This is a genomic window from Kitasatospora sp. NPDC096128, from assembly GCF_040303105.1.
Taxonomy (GTDB): domain Bacteria; phylum Actinomycetota; class Actinomycetes; order Streptomycetales; family Streptomycetaceae; genus Kitasatospora.
In genome coordinates this window covers 101,405-121,276 of record NZ_JBEOSP010000015.1, presented here as the reverse complement: position 1 = coordinate 121,276, position 19,872 = coordinate 101,405, and the positions used below count along the sequence as shown (strand labels likewise).

12 protein-coding genes are annotated in these 19,872 nt (G+C 70.5%); all 12 read right to left on the bottom strand.

The features are described from left to right. Positions 1-10: 10 nt before the first annotated feature. The 12 genes from ABTY61_RS18730 to ABTY61_RS18675 all read right to left on the bottom strand — a co-directional run bounded on the left by ABTY61_RS18730 (position 11) and on the right by ABTY61_RS18675 (position 19,783). On the bottom strand, positions 11-925 hold the full coding sequence (locus ABTY61_RS18730) for an ABC transporter permease (RefSeq protein ID WP_350506176.1): 915 nt from the start codon (positions 923-925) through the stop codon (positions 11-13). A 76-nt stretch (positions 926-1,001) separates the two neighbouring features. Further along, entirely contained in the window at positions 1,002-1,928 is a 927-nt protein-coding gene (locus ABTY61_RS18725) for an ABC transporter permease (RefSeq protein ID WP_350506107.1), read from the bottom strand. Between the two features lie 111 nt (positions 1,929-2,039). Continuing rightward, the gene (locus tag ABTY61_RS18720) at positions 2,040-3,659 is read right to left on the bottom strand and encodes a peptide ABC transporter substrate-binding protein (RefSeq protein ID WP_350506106.1); all 1,620 of its coding nucleotides are present in this window, start codon (positions 3,657-3,659) and stop codon (positions 2,040-2,042) included. Between the two features lie 234 nt (positions 3,660-3,893). Next, positions 3,894-4,910: an ABC transporter ATP-binding protein gene (locus ABTY61_RS18715; protein ID WP_350506105.1), complete on the bottom strand. Its 1,017-nt coding sequence runs from the start codon at positions 4,908-4,910 to the stop codon at positions 3,894-3,896. Further along, positions 4,903-5,952 (bottom strand): ABC transporter ATP-binding protein, encoded by a 1,050-nt coding sequence (locus ABTY61_RS18710; protein WP_350506104.1) that lies wholly within the window; start codon positions 5,950-5,952, stop codon positions 4,903-4,905. Before ABTY61_RS18710 ends, ABTY61_RS18715 begins: the two co-directional genes overlap by 8 nt. 19 nt (positions 5,953-5,971) lie before the next feature. Next, positions 5,972-6,913 carry an ABC transporter permease gene (locus tag ABTY61_RS18705; RefSeq protein ID WP_350506103.1) on the bottom strand — a complete coding sequence of 314 codons (942 nt, stop codon included), beginning with the start codon at positions 6,911-6,913 and terminating at the stop codon, positions 5,972-5,974. Continuing rightward, positions 6,906-7,835: an ABC transporter permease gene (locus ABTY61_RS18700; protein ID WP_350506102.1), complete on the bottom strand. Its 930-nt coding sequence runs from the start codon at positions 7,833-7,835 to the stop codon at positions 6,906-6,908. The genes ABTY61_RS18705 and ABTY61_RS18700 overlap by 8 nt, the downstream gene beginning before the upstream one ends. 140 nt (positions 7,836-7,975) lie before the next feature. Next, entirely contained in the window at positions 7,976-9,622 is a 1,647-nt protein-coding gene (locus ABTY61_RS18695; protein WP_350506101.1) for a peptide ABC transporter substrate-binding protein, read from the bottom strand. Positions 9,623-10,053: 431 nt separating this feature from the next. Next, complete coding sequence (gene typA, locus ABTY61_RS18690) at positions 10,054-11,958, bottom strand: translational GTPase TypA (RefSeq protein ID WP_350506100.1); 1,905 nt, start codon at positions 11,956-11,958, stop codon at positions 10,054-10,056. Positions 11,959-12,246: 288 nt separating this feature from the next. Continuing rightward, on the bottom strand, positions 12,247-14,076 hold the full coding sequence (locus ABTY61_RS18685; RefSeq protein ID WP_350506099.1) for an ABC transporter family substrate-binding protein: 1,830 nt from the start codon (positions 14,074-14,076) through the stop codon (positions 12,247-12,249). Positions 14,077-14,166: 90 nt separating this feature from the next. After that, on the bottom strand, positions 14,167-16,791 hold the full coding sequence (locus ABTY61_RS18680; protein ID WP_502895353.1) for a SpoIIE family protein phosphatase: 2,625 nt from the start codon (positions 16,789-16,791) through the stop codon (positions 14,167-14,169). A 256-nt stretch (positions 16,792-17,047) separates the two neighbouring features. After that, positions 17,048-19,783: a SpoIIE family protein phosphatase gene (locus tag ABTY61_RS18675; protein ID WP_350506098.1), complete on the bottom strand. Its 2,736-nt coding sequence runs from the start codon at positions 19,781-19,783 to the stop codon at positions 17,048-17,050. Positions 19,784-19,872 lie beyond the last annotated feature (89 nt).

The window sequence follows — 19,872 nt, the reverse complement described above, 5'->3', positions numbered from 1 at the left end:
CTCCCCTCGCTCAGCGAAGCTTCGGATCGAGGGCGTCGCGCACCGCGTCGCCCATCATGATGAAGGCCAGCACGGTGATGGACAGTGCCGCGGCCGGGAAGAACATCACGTACGGCGCGGTCCGGATCACCTTCTGGGCGGAGGAGATGTCGATGCCCCAGGAGATGGTCGGTTCCTGCAGGCCGATGCCGAGGAAGCTCAGCGTCGCCTCGGTGGCGATGTAGCCGCCGAGCGCGATGGTCGCCACCACGATCACCGGCGCGACCGCGTTCGGCAGGATGTGCCGGAACATCAGCCGTCCGGTCCCGGCCCCGAGCGCCCGGCCCGCCACCACGTAGTCGGACTGTTTGACGGTCAGCACCGCGCCGCGCATGACGCGGGCGATCTGGGTCCAGCCGAGGACGACCAGCGCGAACACCACGGCCCAGACCGTACGGCTGGCGAAGCCGTTCAACAGCACCAGGGCGCCGAGCAGCAGCGGGATGCCGAAGAAGATGTCGATGATCCGGGAGATCACCGCGTCGACGGCTCCGCCGAAGTACCCGGCGACCATGCCGGTCAGCCCGCCGAGCAGGGTGACCCCGACGGTCACGACGATGCCGACGGTGATCGAGGCGCGGGCGCCGTAGACCACCCGGGCGTAGATGGACCGTCCCTGGGCGTCGTAGCCGAACCAGCCGGCGCCGAAGAAGTCCGTCCAGTCGGGCCGCTTGAGGTAGTCGTGCACCAGGTCGGCCTTGCGCGGGTTGGCGTCGGTGAAGGCCCACGGGAAGATCGCCATGAGCACCAGCAGGACGATCAGCAGCACCGAGATCAGGAAGATCGGCCGCCGCCGCAGGTCCCGCCAGGCGTCGCCCCAGAGGCTGCGGGCCTGCTCCCGCTTCACCACGTCGGGTTCGACCAGGGTCTCCTGCTCGACCGCCATGCCCTGCTCCCCCGCGAAGTCCAGGCGGTCCACGCCCGGCTTGGGGTGCCGTTCGTACGAGTCCTCGTCGTGGATGTCAGGCATAGCGGATCCTCGGGTCCAGGACCGCGTAGAGCAGGTCGACGAGCAGGCTGGCGACCAGGTAGATGATCACCAGCACGGTCACGATGCCGACCACGGTCGGGCCTTCCTTCTGGTTGATCGCCCGGTACAGGACGTTGCCGATGCCCTGCACGTTGAAGATGCCCTCGGTGACGATCGCCCCGCCCATCAGCGCGCCGAGGTCGGTGCCCAGGAAGGTGATCACGGGGATCAGCGAGTTGCGCAGCAGGTGGCGGGTGATGATGGTCCGCCGGGGCAGGCCCTTGGCGGTCGCGGTGCGGATGTAGTCGGCCCGCAGGTTCTCACCGATGGAGGTCCGGGTGAGCCGGGCGACGAACGCGAGCGAGAGCGAGGCCAGGACGACCGCCGGCAGGACCAGCTGGGTGAGGTCGTAGCTGTCCTGCACCGTCGGCGTGGTCCAGCCCAGGTTGGTGGCGAACACCGTCTGGGCGATGTAGGCGAGCACGAAGACCGGGATCGAGATCACCACCAGGGTCAGGACCAGCACCAGGGTGTCCGCGATGCTGCCGCGCTTCAGCCCGGAGACCACGCCGAAGGCGAGGCCCACGACGATCTCGAAGGCGAAGGCCAGCAGTGCCAGCCGGATGGTGACCGGGAAGGCGTCCGCCATGATGTCGGCGACCGGGCGGCCGGTGAAGCTGGTGCCGAAGTCCCCCTGGAAGAGGTTCCCCATGTAGTGCAGGTACTGCTTCCAGAGTGGCTGGTCCAGGTAGTACGTGTGCTTGATGTTCGCGACCACGGACGGGTCGGCGGCCTTGTCGCCGAACAGCGCCACCACCGGGTCACCCGGCAGCGTGTAGACCATCACGAAGATCAGGAACGTGGTGCCGAAGAACACCGGAATCATCTGCAGCACCCGCCGCAGCACGTAACTGCCCATCCGGGCCTCCTTCCTAGGTGCCCGACCGGGGGAGCCGGCCGGCCGGGAGACCGGGCCCCGCCCTCCGTGCGGGGAGGGCGGGGCCGGCGCGAGGGGATCAGGGCCGGGGCGTCAGCCCTTGACCTCGACCTGCGTCCAGGCCGGGTTGCCGAAGGAGTCGAAGGCCACGTTCTGCACCTTGGTCGAGTAGCCCGAGTTGGTGCGGTAGTACCAGAGCGGGATGGTCGGCATGCCGGACGCGAGCACGGCCTCGGCCTGCTGGTAACCGGTCGTCGAGTCGCTGACGCTCGCGGCCTCGTCGGCCTGGGTGGACATCTGGTCGAACTGGGGGTTGCTGTAGCCGGTGTCGTTGGAGGCGGCGCCGGTGCGGTACACGTCGGCCAGGAAGTTGGCGTTCAGGGGGTAGTCCTGGACCCAGCCGGTGCGGAACGCGCCGTTGAGCTGGTGCGAGGTGATGGCCTGGCGGGCGGTCTTGAAGTCCGGCTTCGGGTCGCCGAGGCAGTCGACGCCGGTGTTCTGCCGGATCGAGTTGCAGACCGCGTCGACCCACTCCTTGTGGCCGCCGTCCGCGTTGTAGGTGATCAGCACCTTGTTGCCGGGGACGCCGCCGCCCTGCTGGATCAGCTGCTTGGCCTTGGCGACGTCGAAGTTGCAGAAGTCCCCGCAGGTTCCGGCCTTGTAGCCCTGGACGCCCTCGGCGACCCAGGCGCTGGCCGGCGCCCGGGAGCCCTGCAGCACGGTCTTGGTGATGGTCGCGCGGTCGATGGCCATCGACAGGCCCTGACGCACCTGGGCCTTCTCGGGCGCGGCCCAGTCGGCCTGGTAGAGCGTGAAGCCGATGTTCTGGATGGCACCCTGCGGGGAGTCCACCGCCCGGTCGCCGAGGTCGCTCTTGTACGTCGCCAGCGCGGACGGCGGGACCTGGTCCATCACGTCGAGGTTGTTGGACTGCAGGTCGGCGTAGGCGGCCTCGGACGTGGTGTACATCTTGAAGACGATGCCGCCGTTCTTCGGCTTGTCCACGCCCTTGTAGCCCGGGTAGGACTTGGTGACCACCTGGGTGTTGTGCGCCCAGCTGACGAACTGGTACGGGCCGTTGCCCACCGGCTTCTGCCCGTACCCCGCCGGGTCGTTGAAGAAGGCCTCCGGCAGCGGCGAGAAGGCGATGTAGCCGAGCTTGTACTCGAAGTACGAGACCTTGTGGTTCAGCTTGATGGTGAAGTGCAGGTTGTCCGTGACGGTCAGCCCGGACATCTTGGCCGTGGTCGGACTGCCGCTGGCCGGGTGGACGTCCTGGTAGCCCTCGATGTCCGAGAACCAGGAGCTGTTGATCTGGTTGTTCGCCGGGTTGGCGGCCCAGTTCCAGGCGTCGACGAAGTTCTTGGCCTGCACGGGGGTGCCGTCGTGGAACGTCCAGCCGTCGTTCAGCGTGACGGTGAAGGTCTGGGAGTCGCTGGTGTCGATCGCGCTCGCGACCTGCATGCGGAGCTGGGCGTTGCTGGGGTTGTAGTCGACCAGCCCCTTGAAGAGGTTCTGGATGATGCGGCCACCGCCGACCTCGTTCGCGTTGGCGGGTTGCAGCGGGTTCTGCGGCTCATTGCTCTGGTAGCTGAAGGTCTTGCTGGTGTCCGACGAACTGCTGCCTCCACCGCCGCTGCTGCACCCGGTGGCCACCAGGACCACGGACGTCGCAACGGCGAGGACCCAACGAGCACGGGCGGCTGCGGGCATGAAGGTCCCTCCTCAAGGTGTGTGTCGCATCACACCCCATGAGAAGCGCGCCCCGTCGACGGCGCGAGTCGGGTGCACCCGGACGGGTGCGCTGACGGCCTGCGGAGTTGACGCGGCGCCGAATTGACGCAGCGCCCCGTCGATGCGGCACCCCATCCACGCAGCGTCCCAATCCACAGAATGACGGAAGGGCCCGTGGCGGGAAGCCACGGGCCCTTCCGGGGAGAGCGGAGGTCAGGCCGCGGCCGACTCCCGGACCTCGGCGAAGTGGCAGGCCGACTCGTGGGCGGCCGGGCCCTCCAGCGTGGTCGGGATCGCCAGCAGCGGGACCTCCTCCGCGCAGCGGTCCTCCGCCTTCCAGCAGCGGGTGCGGAAGCGGCAGCCGGACGGCGGGTTGGCCGGCGAGGGGATGTCCCCGCTGAGGATGATCCGCTCGCGGGTCTCGCGCGCCGTCGGGTCCGGCACCGGCACGGCCGACAGCAGCGCCTGGGTGTACGGGTGGGTGGCGTTCTCGTAGATCTGCTCGTCGGAGCCGATCTCGACCATCTTGCCCAGGTACATCACGCCGACGCGGTCGGAGATGTGCCGGACGATGGAGAGGTCGTGCGCGATGAACATGTACGACAGGCCGAACTCGCCCTGCAGCTGCTCCAGCAGGTTGATCACCTGCGCCTGGACGGACACGTCCAGCGCGGAGACCGGCTCGTCGCAGATGATGATCTCGGGCTTGAGCGCGAGGCCGCGGGCGATGCCGATGCGCTGGCGCTGGCCGCCGGAGAACTGGTGCGGGTACCGGTTGATGTACTCCGGGTTCAGACCCACGACGTCCAGCAGGTCCTGGACGGCCTTGCGGCGGTCGCCCTTGGGCGCCACCTCGGGGTGGATCTCGTACGGCTCACCGATGATGTCGCCGACCGTCATGCGCGGGTTCAGCGAGGTGTACGGGTCCTGGAACACCATCTGGATGTTGCGCCGGACGGCCTTGAGGGCCGCACCGCCCAGGGTGGAGATGTCCTCGCCCTTGAACAGCACCTGACCGGAGGTCGCCCGCTCCAGGTTCATCAGCACCTTGGCCAGCGTGGACTTGCCACAGCCGGACTCGCCGACGATGCCGAGCGTCTCGCCCTTCTTCAGGTCGAAGCTGATGCCGTCGACGGCCTTGACCGCGCCGACGTGCTTCTTGAACAGGACGCCCTGGGTCAACGGGTAGTGCTTGACCAGGTCCTTGACCTCCAGGATGTTCTCAGCCATGGAGGGTCTCCTTCCAGAGGTGGCACGCGCTGCGGCGGCCGGTGAGCTCCGTGCCGTCCTCGTCGGTCACGTGGTGCAGTGCCGGGATCTCCGTACGGCACAGGTCGGTGGCGACGTCGCAGCGGGGGTTGAACGCGCAGCCGGCCGGAACCTTCAGCAGGTTCGGGGGCAGGCCCTTGATCGCGTACAGCTCCTGGCCCTTCTGGTCCAGGCGCGGGATCGAGCGGAGCAGGCCCTTGGTGTACGGGTGCGCGGGGTTCGCGTACAGCTCGTGCACCGGGGCGGTCTCGACGATCCGGCCCGCGTACATCACGGCGATCTTGTCCGCGACGTCGGCGACCACGCCGAGGTCGTGGGTGATCAGGATCAGGCCCATGTTGTACTCGGCCTGGAGCTCTGCGAGCAGGTCCATCACCTGGGCCTGGACGGTGACGTCCAGGGCGGTGGTGGGCTCGTCGGCGATGATCAGGTCGGGCTGCAGCGACAGCGCCATGGCGATCATGATGCGCTGGCGCATGCCGCCGGAGAACTGGTGCGGGTAGTCGTTGACCCGCTCCTTGGCGGCGGGGATGCGCACCCGGTCCATCAGCTCGATGGCCTTGGCCTTGGCCTCGGCCTTGGAGGCGCCCTGGTGCACCCGGAACATCTCGCCGAGCTGGTAGCCCACGCTGAGCACGGGGTTGAGGGAGGACAGCGCGTCCTGGAAGATCATCGCGATCTTCTGGCCGCGGATCTTCCGCCGCTCCTCGTTGCCCATCTTGAGCATGTCCTGGCCGCGGTACAGGATCTCGCCCTGGGTCACCTTGCCCGGGGGCATGTCCAGGATGCCCATGATGGTCTGCGCCGTCACGGACTTGCCGGAGCCGGACTCGCCGAGCACGGCGAGGGTCTCGCCGGCCGAGACGGAGTAGTTGACTCCGTTGACGGCCTTGGCGATCCCGTCCCGGGTGTGGAACTCCACGTGGAGGTCCTTGACCTCCAGGAGCGGGGTTCCGACTTCGAGACGATCGTTCTTCTGGTTGTTCTCGATCACGGTGGTCATCGGGTCGTCACCTCTTCTCTCAGCGGAGCTTCGGGTCGAGGGCGTCGCGCACCGCGTCGCCGAGCATGATGAAGGCCAGCACGGTGAGGCTCAGCATGCCGGCGGGGAAGAACAGGGCGAACGGCGCCGTGCGGATCACCTTCTGGGCCGAGTTGATGTCGATGCCCCAGGAGATGGTCGGGTCCTGCAGACCGATGCCGAGGAAGCTCAGCGTGGCCTCGGTGGCGATGTAGCCGCCGAGGGCGATGGTCGCGACCACGATCACCGGGGCGACCGCGTTCGGCAGGATGTGCTTGAACATGATCCGGCCGGTACCGGCGCCGAGCGCCTTGGCCGCGGTCACGAAGTCGGACTGCTTGATCGTGATCACCGAGCCGCGCATGACGCGGGTCATCTGGGTCCAGCCCAGGGCGACCAGCGCGAAGACGACGCTCCAGACGGTGCGCGAGGTGAAGGCGTTGAGGATCACCAGGGCGCCGAGCAGCAGCGGGATGCCGAAGAAGATGTCGGTGATGCGGGAGATGATCGTGTCGATCCAGCCGCCGAAGTAGCCGGCGAGCATGCCGGTGATGCCACCGAGGATGGTGACGCCGACGGTGACGCAGATGCCGACCACGACCGAGGCGCGGGCGCCGTAGATGACGCGGGCGTAGATGCTGCGGCCCTGGAGGTCGTAGCCGAACCAGTCCGCCCCGAAGAAGTGGGTGTAATCCGGCTTCGTCAGGTAGTGGTTGCGCAGGTCGCCGGCGCGCGGGTCCACCGAGGTGAACAGGCCCGGGGCGATCGCGATGACGATCAGCAGCAGGATCAGCAGCGCGGAGATCACGAAGATCGGCTTGCGGATCAGGTCGTGCCAGGCGTCGGAGCCGAGGCTGCGGGGCTTCTCCGGCTTGGCGGCCACCGCGACGGTGGCCTGGGCCGGGATCTTTCCGGCCGTCTTCTTCTCGGTCAGGTCAGGCATAACGGATCCTCGGGTCCAGGACCGCGTAAAGCAGGTCGACGATCAGGCCGGCGGCCAGGTACACGAGCACCAGGAAGGCGACGAAGCCGGAGACCGTCGCACCGTCCTTCAGGTTGATCGCGTGGTAGAGCGCGTTGCCGACGCCCTTGACGTTGAAGATGCCCTCGGTGACGATCGCGCCGCCCATCAGGGCGCCCAGGTCGGTGCCGAGGAAGGTGATCACCGGGATCATCGAGTTGCGCAGCAGGTGGGTGCCGATCACCTTCCGGCGCGGCAGGCCCTTGGCCACCGCGGTGCGGACGTAGTCGGCCTTGATGTTCTCGGCTATGGAGGTACGGGTGAGACGCGCGACGTAGGCCAGCGACAGCGAGCCGAGGACCAGAGCCGGCAGCACCAGCTGGGTGAGGTCGTTGCTGTCCTGGACGGTCGGGGTGACCCACTTGAGGTTGGTCGCGAAGATCGTCTGGAAGATGTAGCCCAGCACCGGGACCGGGATCGAGATCAGCAGCAGGGTGAAGACCAGCGCACCCTTGTCGAACGCCTTGCCGCGGCGCAGACCGGCGAACAGGCCGATGCCGATGCCGAGCACGATCTCGATGGCGAACGCGAACAGCGCGAGCCGGATGGTGACCGGCAGCGCCTCGGTGATCTTGTCGATCACCTGACGTCCGTCCAGGGGGGACGTGCCGAAGTCGCCAGTGAGCAGCTTGCCCATGTAGTCCAGGTACTGGCCGACCAGCGGCTTGTCGAACCCGTACTGATGCCTCAGCGCGGCGAGCTGCACCGGGTCCGGCGCCTTGTCGCCCCACATCGCTGCCACCGGGTCACCGGGCAGCAAGTGCACCATGAAAAAGATGAGTGCGGTCGTTCCGAGGAACACCGGGATCATCTGGAGCAGTCGCCTCGCGACAAAGCGCCCCATCGTGCCTCCATGTATGGCTCTGCCGGGCCCGTCAACCCGGCAAGAGATAAGTCGGCGTGCCAACGGCCGGTGCCAGCCCTGCCCTTGTGGGGATGGGGCGGGCACCGGCCGTTGTCACCGGGTCAGGCGGTGCCGACCGATTACTTCTTCTTCTTGACCTCGACGTCGGTGTAGACCGGGTCGCCGAAGGAGTTGAACTTCACGTTCTGGACGTTGTTCGAGTAGCCCGAGTTGGTCTTGTAGTACCAGAGCGGGATCTGCGGCATGTCCTTGGCCAGAACGGCCTCGGCCTGCTGGTAGAGCTCCGCGGTCTTCTCGACCGAGGTGGCGGCGTCGGCCTCGTGCGACAGCTTGTCGAACTCGGGGCTGGAGTAGCTGCCGTCGTTCGCCGCGGCACCGGTGCCGTAGACGTCACGCAGGAAGTTGGCGTTCAGCGGGTAGTCCTGCACCCAGCCGGTACGCATCATGCTGGTGACCTGCTTCTTCGTGATGATGTCACGAGAGGTCTTGAAGTCCGGCTTCGGGTCGCCGAGGCACTCGACGCCGGTGGCCTGCTTGATGGAGTTGCAGACCGCGTCCACCCACTCCTTGTGACCACCGTCGGAGTTGTAGAGGATGGTGATCTTGCCGCCGGGGACGCCGCCGCCCTCGGTGATGAGCTGCTTCGCCTTGGCGGGGTCGTACTTGCAGGCGTCGCCGCAGGTGCCGGCCTTGTAGCCCATGACGCCCGGCGCCACGAACGAGTCGGCGGGCTGACGGCTGTTGTTCAGGACGGTCTTGGTGATGGTGTCGCGGTCGATCGCCATCGACAGGCCCTGGCGGACCTTGGCCTTGTCCTGGCCCTGCCACTCGGCGTTGTAGAGCGCGAAGGAGATGTTCTGGATCGCGCCCTGCGGGGCGTCGACCGCACGCTTGCCCAGGTCGTCCTTGTACTTCGGCAGGTCGGTCGAGTCGACCTGGTCCAGGACGTCCAGGGTGTCGGACATCAGGTCCTTGTACGCGGCCTCGGGGGCGGTGTACGCGCGGAAGACGATCCCGCCGTTCTTCGGCTTGTTGGCGCCGGCGTACTTGTCGTAGGCCTTGAGCGTGACAGCCTTGTTGTGCTCCCACGACACGAACTGGTACGGGCCGTTGCCGACCGGCTTCTCGCCGTAGCCCTTCGGGTCCGCGAAGAACCCGGTGGGCAGCGGGAAGAAGGCCGAGTAGCCGAGCTTGTACGTGAAGTACGAGACGGGGGCGGTCAGCTCGATGGTGAAGTGGGTGTCGTCGACGACCTTGAGACCGGCCATCTCCTTGGCGGTCGGGTCACCCTTGTCCGGGTGGACGGCGTCGTAGCCGACGATGTCCGAGAACCAGTCCGAGTTGATCTGGTTGTTGGCCGGGTTGGCGGACCAGTTCCAGGAGTCCACGAAGGACTTGGAGGTCACCGGGGTGCCGTCGTGGAAGGTCCAGCCGGACTTCAGCGTGACGGTGTAGTTCTTGGCGTCGGTGGTCTCGATCTTGTCGGCCACCTGGTTGCGCAGCGCACCGGTCGTGGGGTCGTAGTCGACGAGGCCCGTGAAGAGCTGCTTGACGATACGGCCGCCCTGGTTCTCCATGGCGTTGGCCGGCTGCAGCGGACGCTGCGGCTCCGCGCTCTGGTAGCTGAACACGCCCGCGGGGTCGACCGCGGCGCTGTCCGAGCTCCCGCCGGAGGAGTCGCTGCTGCCGCTGCTGCTACAAGCAGTCGCGGCGAGCGCGACAGCGACGGCTGCGACAACCCACTTGGCCTGGCTCACACCACGCATCGGTGTGCCTCCTGAATTCGACGTTGCAACGAGGAGGGCACCGCGGAACGGTTCTCACCGGACCCGCAATGCCGTCCGCGCTCGTGGTTTCGGCGCGCACCCCTGCGCGTTAACCCTTGACCCGAGCCTGACTGCACCCACTATCCGTCACGCACGGACACGAAAGTGACCAGTGACGATCTCAATTAGGTCACATGAACAGTCGGTAAGTTTCGAAAACCGGACATTTGAGACATAGCCAGACAGGCACCAAACGGACAGTCGTCACGGATGACGAACTGTCACGTTCGCTCAGCGGACACCTGGGTGTGATGAGCGCTATTCCGTTAATAGCGGCCGCGACAACTTGGAGTAGTTGAAAAAGTTCGCCCCCCTCTCCATCGGAAAGGGGGGCGAAGCATTCCGGCCAAAGGCCGATCAAGCCGTCCGGATCACACCTTCTTGGCGCGCGAGGCGGTGCGTCCGCGGTCCTTCTGGTCCAGCACGACCTTACGGATGCGAACCGTCTCCGGGGTCACCTCGATGCACTCGTCCTCGCGGCAGAACTCCAGCGACTGCTCCAGCGAGAGCTTGCGCGGCGGGACGATCGACTCGGCCACGTCAGCGTTCGAGGAACGCATGTTGGTGAGCTTCTTCTCCTTGGTGATGTTCACGTCCATGTCGTCGGCGCGCGAGTTCTCGCCGACGATCATGCCCTCGTACACCTCGGTGCCCGGGTCGCAGAAGAGCACGCCGCGCTCCTGCAGGTTGGTCATCGCGAAGGCGGTGACCACACCGGCCCGGTCGGCGACCAGCGAACCGTTGTTGCGGGTGGTCAGCGTGCCGAACCACGGCTCGTGGCCCTCGTGGATCGAGTGGGCGATGCCGGTGCCGCGGGTGCTGGTGAGGAACTCGGTCCGGAAGCCGATCAGGCCGCGGGACGGCACGACGAACTCCATCCGGACCCAGCCCGAGCCATGGTTGGACATGTTGTCCATCCGGCCCTTGCGGACGCCCATGAGCTGGGTGACGGCACCCATGTGCTCCTCGGGCACGTCCACGGTGAGGCGCTCGACCGGCTCGTGGGTCTTGCCGTTGACCTCCTTGGTGACCACCTGCGGCTTGCCGACGGTCAGCTCGAAGCCCTCGCGGCGCATGGTCTCGATCAGGATGGCCAGCGCCAGCTCACCGCGGCCCTGCACCTCCCAGGCGTCCGGACGCTCGGTGTCCAGGACGCGCAGCGAGACGTTACCGATCAGCTCGCGGTCCAGGCGGTCCTTCACCTGGCGGGCGGTGACCTTGCGGTCCACCTTGGCGCCGGACTTGGCGTCCGCGCCCTTGCCGCTGCCGCCGCGGCCGACCAGCGGCGAGGTGTTGGTGCCGATGGTCATCGAGATGGCCGGCTCGTCCACCGTGATCAGCGGCAGGGCGATCGGGTTCTCCGGGTCCGCGAGGGTCTCGCCGATCATGATCTCGGAGATGCCGGCGACGGCGCAGATGTCACCGGGGCCCGCGACCTCGGCCGGCTTGCGGGTGAGCGCCTCGGTCATCAGCAGCTCGGAGATGCGGACGTTCGAGATCGAGCCGTCACGCTTGATCCAGGCCACGGTCTGGCCCTTGCGCAGCTCGCCCTGCTCGACGCGCAGCAGCGCGATGCGGCCGAGGAAGTTGTCGGCGTCCAGGTTGGTGACGTGCGCCTGGAGCGGCGCGTCCGCCTCGAAGGTCGGGGCCGGGACGTGCTCCAGCAGGGTGGAGAAGAACGGCTCCAGGCTGGTGCTGTCGGCCGGGACGGTGCCGTTCTCCGGCTTGGTCAGCGAGGCGACGCCGTCACGGGCACAGGCGTAGACGATCGGGAACTCGATCTGGTCCTCGTCCGCGTCCAGGTCCAGGAACAGGTCGTAGGTCTCGTTGATGACCTCGTCGATCCGGGAGTCCGGGCGGTCCGTCTTGTTGATGCAGAGGATGACGGGCAGCCGCGCGGTGAGCGCCTTGCGGAGCACGAAGCGGGTCTGCGGCAGCGGGCCCTCGGAGGCGTCGACCAGCAGGACGACCGCGTCCACCATCGACAGACCGCGCTCGACCTCGCCACCGAAGTCGGCGTGGCCCGGGGTGTCGATGATGTTGATGGTGATCGGCGCGCCACCATCCTTCGGGTGGTACTTGACCGCGGTGTTCTTGGCGAGAATGGTGATGCCCTTCTCGCGCTCCAGGTCGTTCGAGTCCATCATGCGGTCATCGAGCTGCTGGTGGGCGGCGAAGGCACCGGCCTGCTTGAGCATGGCGTCGACCAGAGTGGTCTTGCCGTGGTCGACGTGGGCGACGATGGCGACGTTACGGATGTCGTTGCGCGTGGGCATGCCTAGCTGATTCTCCCGGAATCGTGGGTTACGGCGGGCCCGGCCGCGAGACGCGCACCGGCGGCCCTTCGGCCGCGCCACCCGTTCCGCCTGCTACTACCGGTCCACCCGCCGGGCATCTGGACATGCCTCGGCTTTTCCCTATGGTACGGGGAAGCGCCCAAGGGGGCAGAAACGAGCAGGTCGGGCGGGATCAAGATCACAGCGGAGTCACGTGCTCGTCACCCGGCGGACGCGTTCCGACGCTCTTCCGTTCGCGTTCCGACGGCCCCGGACAGCACGGCCCCGCTAACGGCTCCAGCCCACGTCCTGGAAGCGCGGCCAGCCGAAGCCGAACGCCCCGGCCCCGGTCACCCCGGTCCGCACCCCGACCAGCTCCGGACGCTGGTACAGCGGGACGGAGTGGCCGAGCTGCCAGATCCGCACGTCCGCCTCCTGCAGCAGGTCCAGTCGGGCCGCCGGGTCGAGTTCGGCGGCCGCCCGGTCGAACAGCCGGTCGATCTCCTCGGTGCCGCTGCGGCCGTAGTTGCGGCCGTGGTCGAGCGCGCCGTCGGCATCCGGCCGGGGCTTGGCGTACGCGGCGCGCTGCTCGGCCGCCGGACTGGCGCCGACCGGCCAGGAGAACAGCGCCAAGTCGTATTCCCCGTCGGCGAGTTGGTCCTGGACGAAGGTGCCGGCGGGCGCGGTCCGCGGATTCACCGCGATGCCGAGCTCGCCGAACCCGATGACGAGGGCGTCGGCGGTGCGCTTCGCGGTCGCGGAGCCGGCCGGGATGAGCAGGGTGAGGGCGAGCTCCTTGCCGTCCTTGGTCCGGGTGCCGCCGTTCGGCAGCTTCCAGCCCGCCGCGTCCAGCAGCTGCGCGGCGTCGTCCGGTCCGATCGCGGGGCTGTCGTCCCGGTAGCCCTCCTGGTCGGCGGCGAGCAGGTGGCTGCCGAGCGGGGCGCCGGGCAGGCCGAGCGGGCCGAGCGCGGCCTCGGCGACCGCCCGGCGGTCCACCGCCCGGCCCACCGCCCGCCGGAGTGCCGGGTCGCCGAGCGGGCCGTGGCCGGCGTTGAGGGTGAGCTGGGTGAGCGAGGCGGCGGCCGCCCGGTGCACGGTGACCCCGGGCAGCGACTCGGCCCGCCGCAGCGCCAGCGCCGCGGCCTCGGGCGCCCCGGCGGGCGGATCGACGGGCGCGTCGGCGGCGCCCGGGGTGCCGGACGGGGGCGCGGGTGAGGGCGGGAAGGAGGGCGGGGACGAGGATGCGGGCGGCTCCGCCCGGTCCACCGCGGCGGTGAGCGGGGCGACGTCCAGCCGGCCCTGGTCCAGCGCGTCCAGCCGCCGCTCGGGCGGGGCGGCCAGGAAGTCGATCCGGTCGGTCTTCGGCACGTCCCCCCACCAGAGCGGGTTGCGCTCCACGGTGACCCGCCCGCCGTCGGCGTCGTACCGGGTGAGGGCGTACGGCCCGGCGCTCAGGTGGCCGGTGCCGGTCAGTGCCCGGTTGAAGGCCTCGGGCGTGGCCGTCTCGGCGGCCGGGTAGAGCGGCCCGAACAGCGCCCGCCACTCGGCACACGGCCGCCGGAAGGTCACCTTGACCTCGTGCGGGTCGGCGCCCTGGGTGACCGAGTCGATGGCGTCGTACCCGGCTGCCGGCCCGCCCCGGTAGGCCGGGTCCAGGCCGGACAGGGCGGCCCGCTGGGCGGTGAGGTCGGCGGCCGACAGCGGGGTGCCGTCGTTCCAGACGGCGTGCGGGTTGAGCCGGTAGGTGACCACCTGCGGCTGCTGCCCGGGCGGGGTGGACTCGGCGCCGGCCAGGTAGTCCGGGTCGGGGACGAGCCGGCCGTGCTCGTCGGGACGGAACAGCGAGGGGTACAGCGCGTGCGCCAGCAGCGCCGAGTCCGCGCTCGCGCCGCGCTGGTACACGTTGAGGGTGGCCGGGACGCCGTCCAGCGCCCAGTGCAGCGTGCCGCCGTCCCGGACGGCGCCGCGGTCGGCGGGCCGGACGTCCCCGGTGGTCGCGGTGGGGTCGGCCGAGGCCGGTACGGGCGAGGGACCGCGGACCGGGCCGTCGGAGCAGCCGCCGAGACCGGCGGCGAGCAGCAGCGCGGCGGCTGCGGCGGTGAGCTGGCGGACGCGCATGGCGGCCATCGAACGCCGCCCGCCCGCCCGGCCCCGCCGCGACACGGCGGGCCGCCGGGCGACTGCACCCGTACGGCCCAGCCCCGGGCCCTACAGGGCCAGCTCGAACCAGACGATCTTGCCCTTGGGCGTGCGCCGGCTGCCCCACCGCTCCGCCAGCAGGCTGACCAGCTGCAGGCCGCGCCCGCCCTCGTCGGTCTCCTGGGCGCGCCGCTGCCGGGGCTGGGCGTAGCCGTCGTCCCAGACCTCGCAGACCATGCTGCGCTCGCGCAGCAGCCGCAGCCGGATCTCGCCCCGCCCGTGCTTGAGCGCGTTCGTGACCAGCTCGCTGACCAGCAGCTCGGTGGTGTCGACCAGTTCCTCCAGCCCCCGGGCGAGCAGCCAGCTGCAGGCCAGCTCACGGGCCTTGGCGACGGAGGTGGGCTCGGGCGGCAGGAACCAGTTGCCGACCGCGTCCTCGGGGAAGGCGTGCACCTTGGCCATCAGCAGCGCGATGTCGTCCTCGCCGTGGTGCGGGTCGAGCTCGCCGAGGACATGGTCGCAGAGGTCCTCCAGGCCCTTGCCGCGATCGCTGAGCGCGGTCCGGAAGGCGCGCAGGCCCTCGTCCAGCTGGTGCTTGCGGCTCTCCACCAGGCCGTCGGTGTAGAGGCCGAGCACGGCGCCGTCCGGGAGGGTCAGTTCGACCTCCTCGAAGAGCTCGCCGCCGACGCCGAGCGGCAGACCGGGCGGCACGTCGAGCATCCGGGCGGGCTCGCCCGGGCTGAGCAGCACGGGCGGCAGGTGGCCGGCGTTGGCGAACACGCAGCGGCGGGTGACGGCGTCGTAGACCGCGTACACGCAGGTGGCCAGGTAGACCTCGCGGGCCTCCTCGTCGGCCGTCGAGGTGAGCCGGCCGTACGGGGTGGGCGGGCCGACCGGGACGGAGTCGTCGCCGAGGCCGCGGGCGATCTCGTCCAGCGCGCCGAGCACCTCGGCCGGGTCGAGGTCGAGCATCGCCAAGGTCCGTACCGCGGTGCGCAGTTGGCCCATGGCGACGGCGGCGCGCAGGCCGCGGCCCATCACGTCGCCGATGACCAGGGCGGTGCGGTTGCCGGGCAGCGGGATGACGTCGAACCAGTCGCCACCGACCTCGGTGTTGTTGTTGCTGGGCAGGTAGCGGCAGGCGATCTCCAGGCCGCTGGCGGCCGGGTTGCCCGGGGGCAGCAGGCTGCGCTGGAGGATCAGCGCCCGCTCGTGCTCGCGGCGGTAGAGCCGGGCGTTGTCGATGCAGACGGCGGCGCGGGCGACCAGTTCCTCGGCGATCGCCACGTCCCGGGCGTCGAAGGGCTCGCTGCCGATCGCCCGGGAGAGCTGGACCAGGCCGAGCACCTGGTCGCGGGCGACCAGCGGGACGATCAGGGTGGAGCGCAGCAGCGGGTCGCGGCCGGGCTCGGGGACGACGCTGCGGCCGGTGCGCAGCGCCCGGGCGTGCGGGGATCGGCGCGGGTAGCAGAGGGTGCCGCCGGCTTCGGCGATCGGCAGTCCGGTGACCGAGCCGAGCACCGAGGAGGCGCCGCCGATGACGCTGGAGACGGCGACCCGGCGCAGTTCGCCGCTGCCGTCGGTGAGCACGGTGTCGCCGAGCCGGCCGGCGCTGGGGACGGTCTCGCCGGAGAGCAGCGCGGTGTACAGGTCGACGGTGGCGAGGTCGCAGAACGGCGGGACGACGACGTCCAGGAGCTCCTTGGCGGTGGTCTCCAGGTCGAGGGTGGAGCCGATGTGCGCGCTGGCCTCGTTGAGCAGGGCGAGGTTGCGGCGCACGCCGTCGGCCTCGCGCTCGGCGACGTGCCGGCTGGTGACGTCGGAGACCTGCCCGGCCACGCCCATCGGCTGTCCGGCCGGGCCGTTGAGCCGGTACAGCGAGACGGCCCAGAGCCGGTTGCCCTCGCGGGTCGGGACGGCGCTGTGGAAGCGCAGGTCGAAGACGGGTTCGCCGGTGGCGAGGACCTTGCGCAGGGCGGCGGAGAGCCGGTCGGCCTCGGGCGGCGGGAAGAGGTCGTGCGGGGTGAGGCCCTCCAGGTCGGTGGGGACGAGGCCCATCCCGGAGGCGAAGGCGTCGTTGACCCGCTGCAGCCGCAGCCGGTCGTCGAAGAGCACGAAGCCGGTGGGCGTCTGGCCGAAGACGGCCTCGGAGGCGGCGAGGTCGGTCTCGATCCGGCGCAGCCGGCCGAGGTCGACGGCCAGACAGGTGGCACCCGCGGTGGGCAGGGCGCTGTCGGGCATCAGGTAGAGCTCGGCGAGGCCCTCGCCGCCGCCGGCGTCCCGGTAGGGGGTGGTGCCGACCCACTCCTCGCCCGCCAGGGTGCGCTCCAGCCGGGCGCGGCCGCGCTGCCAGAGCTCGCGGGGGACGAAGGTGCTGATCGGGTCGGCGCCGACGGCCTCGGCGGCGGGGACGCCGAAGAACTCGGCGGCCCGCTCGCTCCACTGGCTGATCCGGCCGTCGGGGCCGATCGCGAAGGTGGCGACCCGGATGTAGTCGTAGATCGAGCCCGGATCCCCGGCGCCCCAGGGCCGGGGACCGACTGCGGGGTGGGCGCCCGGGTGGTCGCCCCGGACCGGTCCCGCGGTGCCCGCGGGCGGAGCCGCCGGTGCGGGCAGGTACGGGTGACCGGCCTGCCCGGGCACAGCGGCATGACCGCTGCTGCTCGGCGCGTTCCGCGCCGGTGTGCTGTTCAACGGACCGACCCCTCCAACCCGCGACCGTCCGGATGTCGAGAAGACCGAGTATTCATCATCGAGGGGTGGGTTCACACGCCCTCAACATCACAACATCAGATCGGGCGAAGGTTTTTGTCCTACCGCCCGCGCAACCACAATGCCACGCCCGCGCCCCCTTCCGGAGCGCGCGCTCCCTCCGGGCGCCGGTTGGCATATGCAGCACGGTTCTCCTGGTGTTCTACTCGCGTCCTGCACGGCTCACGTCCCGCCGGACTCACGCCCGCTCATTACCCGGCAGGGCCAGCTCGAACCAGACCACCTTGCCGATCCCCTCGGCGCGGGCGCCCCAGTGCAGCGCCAGCCGGTGGACCAGTTCCAGCCCCCGGCCGCCCTCGTCGGCCTCGGCCGCGTGGCGCTCCCGGGGCGGGTCCGGCAGCGGGTCGGAGATCTCGACCAGCAGCGTCTCGCCGAGCGTCAGCCGGACCCCGATCGGGGCGCTGGCGTACCGGACGGCGTTCGTGACCAGCTCGCTGACCAGCAGCTCGGCGGTGTCGGTGAGCTCCTCGACGCCCCACTCGGTGAGCGCGGCGCGGACCAGCCGGCGTGCCCGGGAGACGGCCGTGGGCTCGGCGGGCAGCGTCCAGCCGGCCGTCGGGGTACCGGCCTGGCCGTGCCCGAGCCGGGCCAGCAGCAGGGCGACGTCGTCCGGCTCGCGGCCCTGCTCCATGGTGTCCAGCACCGCCTCGCAGGCGGCCTGGATGGAAGCGTGCTGCCCCTGGAGCACGGTGACCAGCCGGCCCAGGCCGACGTCGAGGTCCTTGTCCCGGGACTCCACCAGGCCGTCGGTGCACAGCGCGAGCAGGCTGCCCTCGGGGATCTTCAGTTCGACCGATTCGAACGGAACTCCGCCCACGCCGAGCGGGGCGCCGGAGGGCAGGTCGAGGATCCGGCCCGCGCCGCCGAGCAGCGGGCCGCCGGTGCGGGTCGGCTCCGTGGCCTCCTCGCCCGGCACCACCAGGACCGGCGGGATGTGCCCGGCCTTGGCCACCGTCAGCATCGCCGTACCCGGGTCGAAGACGGCGTAGACGCAGGTGGCGAGCAGCGCCTCGTCCGGGCCTTGGGCGAGGTCGTCCGCCAGCTCGTGGACGTGCCGCAGCAGGACGTCCGGCGGCAGGTCGAGGGCGGCCAGCACCCGGACGGCGGTGCGCAGCCGGCCCATGGTGGCGGCGGCCCGCAGACCGTGGCCCATCACGTCGCCGACCACCAGCGCGGTGCGGTCCCCGGGCAGCGGGATGACGTCGAACCAGTCGCCGCCGACCTCGGTACCGCTGCTGCCGGGCACGTACCGGTAGGCGACCTCGACCCCGGTGGGCTGGGGGACCTGCTGCGGGAGCAGGGTGCGCTGCAGGGTGAGCGCGGCGGTGCGCTCGCGGGCGTACAGCCGGGCGTTGTCCAGCGAGCTGCCGGCCCGGTCGGCGAGTTCGACGGTGAAGGCGAGGTCGTCGCGGTCGAAGCCCTCGCGGTAGCCGGCCCGGCTGACCAGCAGCAGGCCGATCACGATGCCGCGGGCGCGCAGCGGGACGACCAGCATCGAGTGCACGCCCAGGTCGTGGGCGGCCTGTGTCTTGGGGTCGCCCGGGTAGGTGACGTCGTCCAGCTGGTCGGCGCCGGAGAGCAGCTCGGGCACGCCGGTGCGCAGTACCCGGCCGCAGGCGGAGTCCTCGGCGAAGGTGATCCGGGCACCGCGCCGGAGCATCACCTCGACCTCGGGGCCGTCCTGGACGGAGGCGGTGCCGAGCTGGAGCAGCGAGGTGCGCCGGTCGTGGCCGTGCCGGGGCAGGTCGTCGCCGTGCGCGACGGCCTGGAGCAGGATCACCGCGGAGTGGTCGGCCAGCCGGGGGACCACCGAGCTGGCCAGCTCCTGGGCGATCCGGGCGGCGTCGAGCAGGTCGCCGACCCGGGAGCCGAACTCGTTGAGCAGCGAGAGCCGGCGTCTGGCGTGCTCGACCTTGGCCACCGCACGGTAGCGCTCCGTCACGTCCATCACGGTGCCGGAGATGCCGAGCACCCGGCCGGCCCGGTCGGTCATCCGGCTGTAGGAGATCGAGCGGTAGCCGGCCCGGGTGGTGACCGGGGAGGCGAGGGTGACGTCGATGACCGGCTCGCCGGTGGCCAGCACCTGGCGCTGGATCGCGGTGATCTCGTCGGCGGCCCGCTCGGGCAGGGTCTCGCCGGTGGTGCGGCCGACGTGGTCCTCCAGGGCGACCCCGTTCATCTCGGCCAGGGTCTGGTTGACGGCGGTGTAGCGCAGGTCGGTGTCCAGGATGGCGATGCCCAGCGGGGACTGCTCGAACAGCGCGTCGCGCACCGCGAGGTCCCGCTCGATGGCCCGTACGGCGGCCGCCTCGGCCAGGTTGACCTGGAGGAACGGGGTGCCGTCACCGTCCACCAGCAGGGAGATCCGGGCTTCCACGGCGACCGGCACGCCGTCCCGGTCGCGCAGCTCGGCGGTGCCCGTCCAGCGGCCGTGCCGCAGGGTGTCCTGGACGGCGGCCCTGATCCGGGCGACCTGCTCCTGGTCCGGGATCAGCTCGTCGATCCGACGGCCGACCAGCAGCTCGCTCGGCCAGCCGAGCAGCTCCTCGGCGGCCGGGCTCCACAGCACCACCCGGCCCGCGGTGTCCAGGATCGCGATGGCGACCTTGAGCATGTCCAGCAGGCTGCCCCCGGGCGGTGCGGCCAGGCCCTGCCGGGCGTCGGCCGGGCCGCCCGGGAACGGCCGGCCGGGGCGGCTGCGCAGGCCGGACCGGAGGCCGGGTTCGGGGACGTCCAGGGTCGGCGCCGGCTGGACGGGCTGTGCGGTGCCCGGGACGTCGGGGCCGCCGCGGCGGCGGCCGGACGCCGGCTGCGGGGCGGCCGGCGGGGCGGCGCGGCGCAGCCGGGCGCGGGCGGCGGCGCCTCCCGCGGCGCCCGCCCGCCGCGCTCCCCCGCCGTTCCCGGTTGTCGACACCGACGGGGCCTCCGGCTCTGGTCGGGATCGGCGGCGCCGGCTGGGGCGGCTCACCGATGGTGACGAATAGTGCCGAAAAGTGACATACC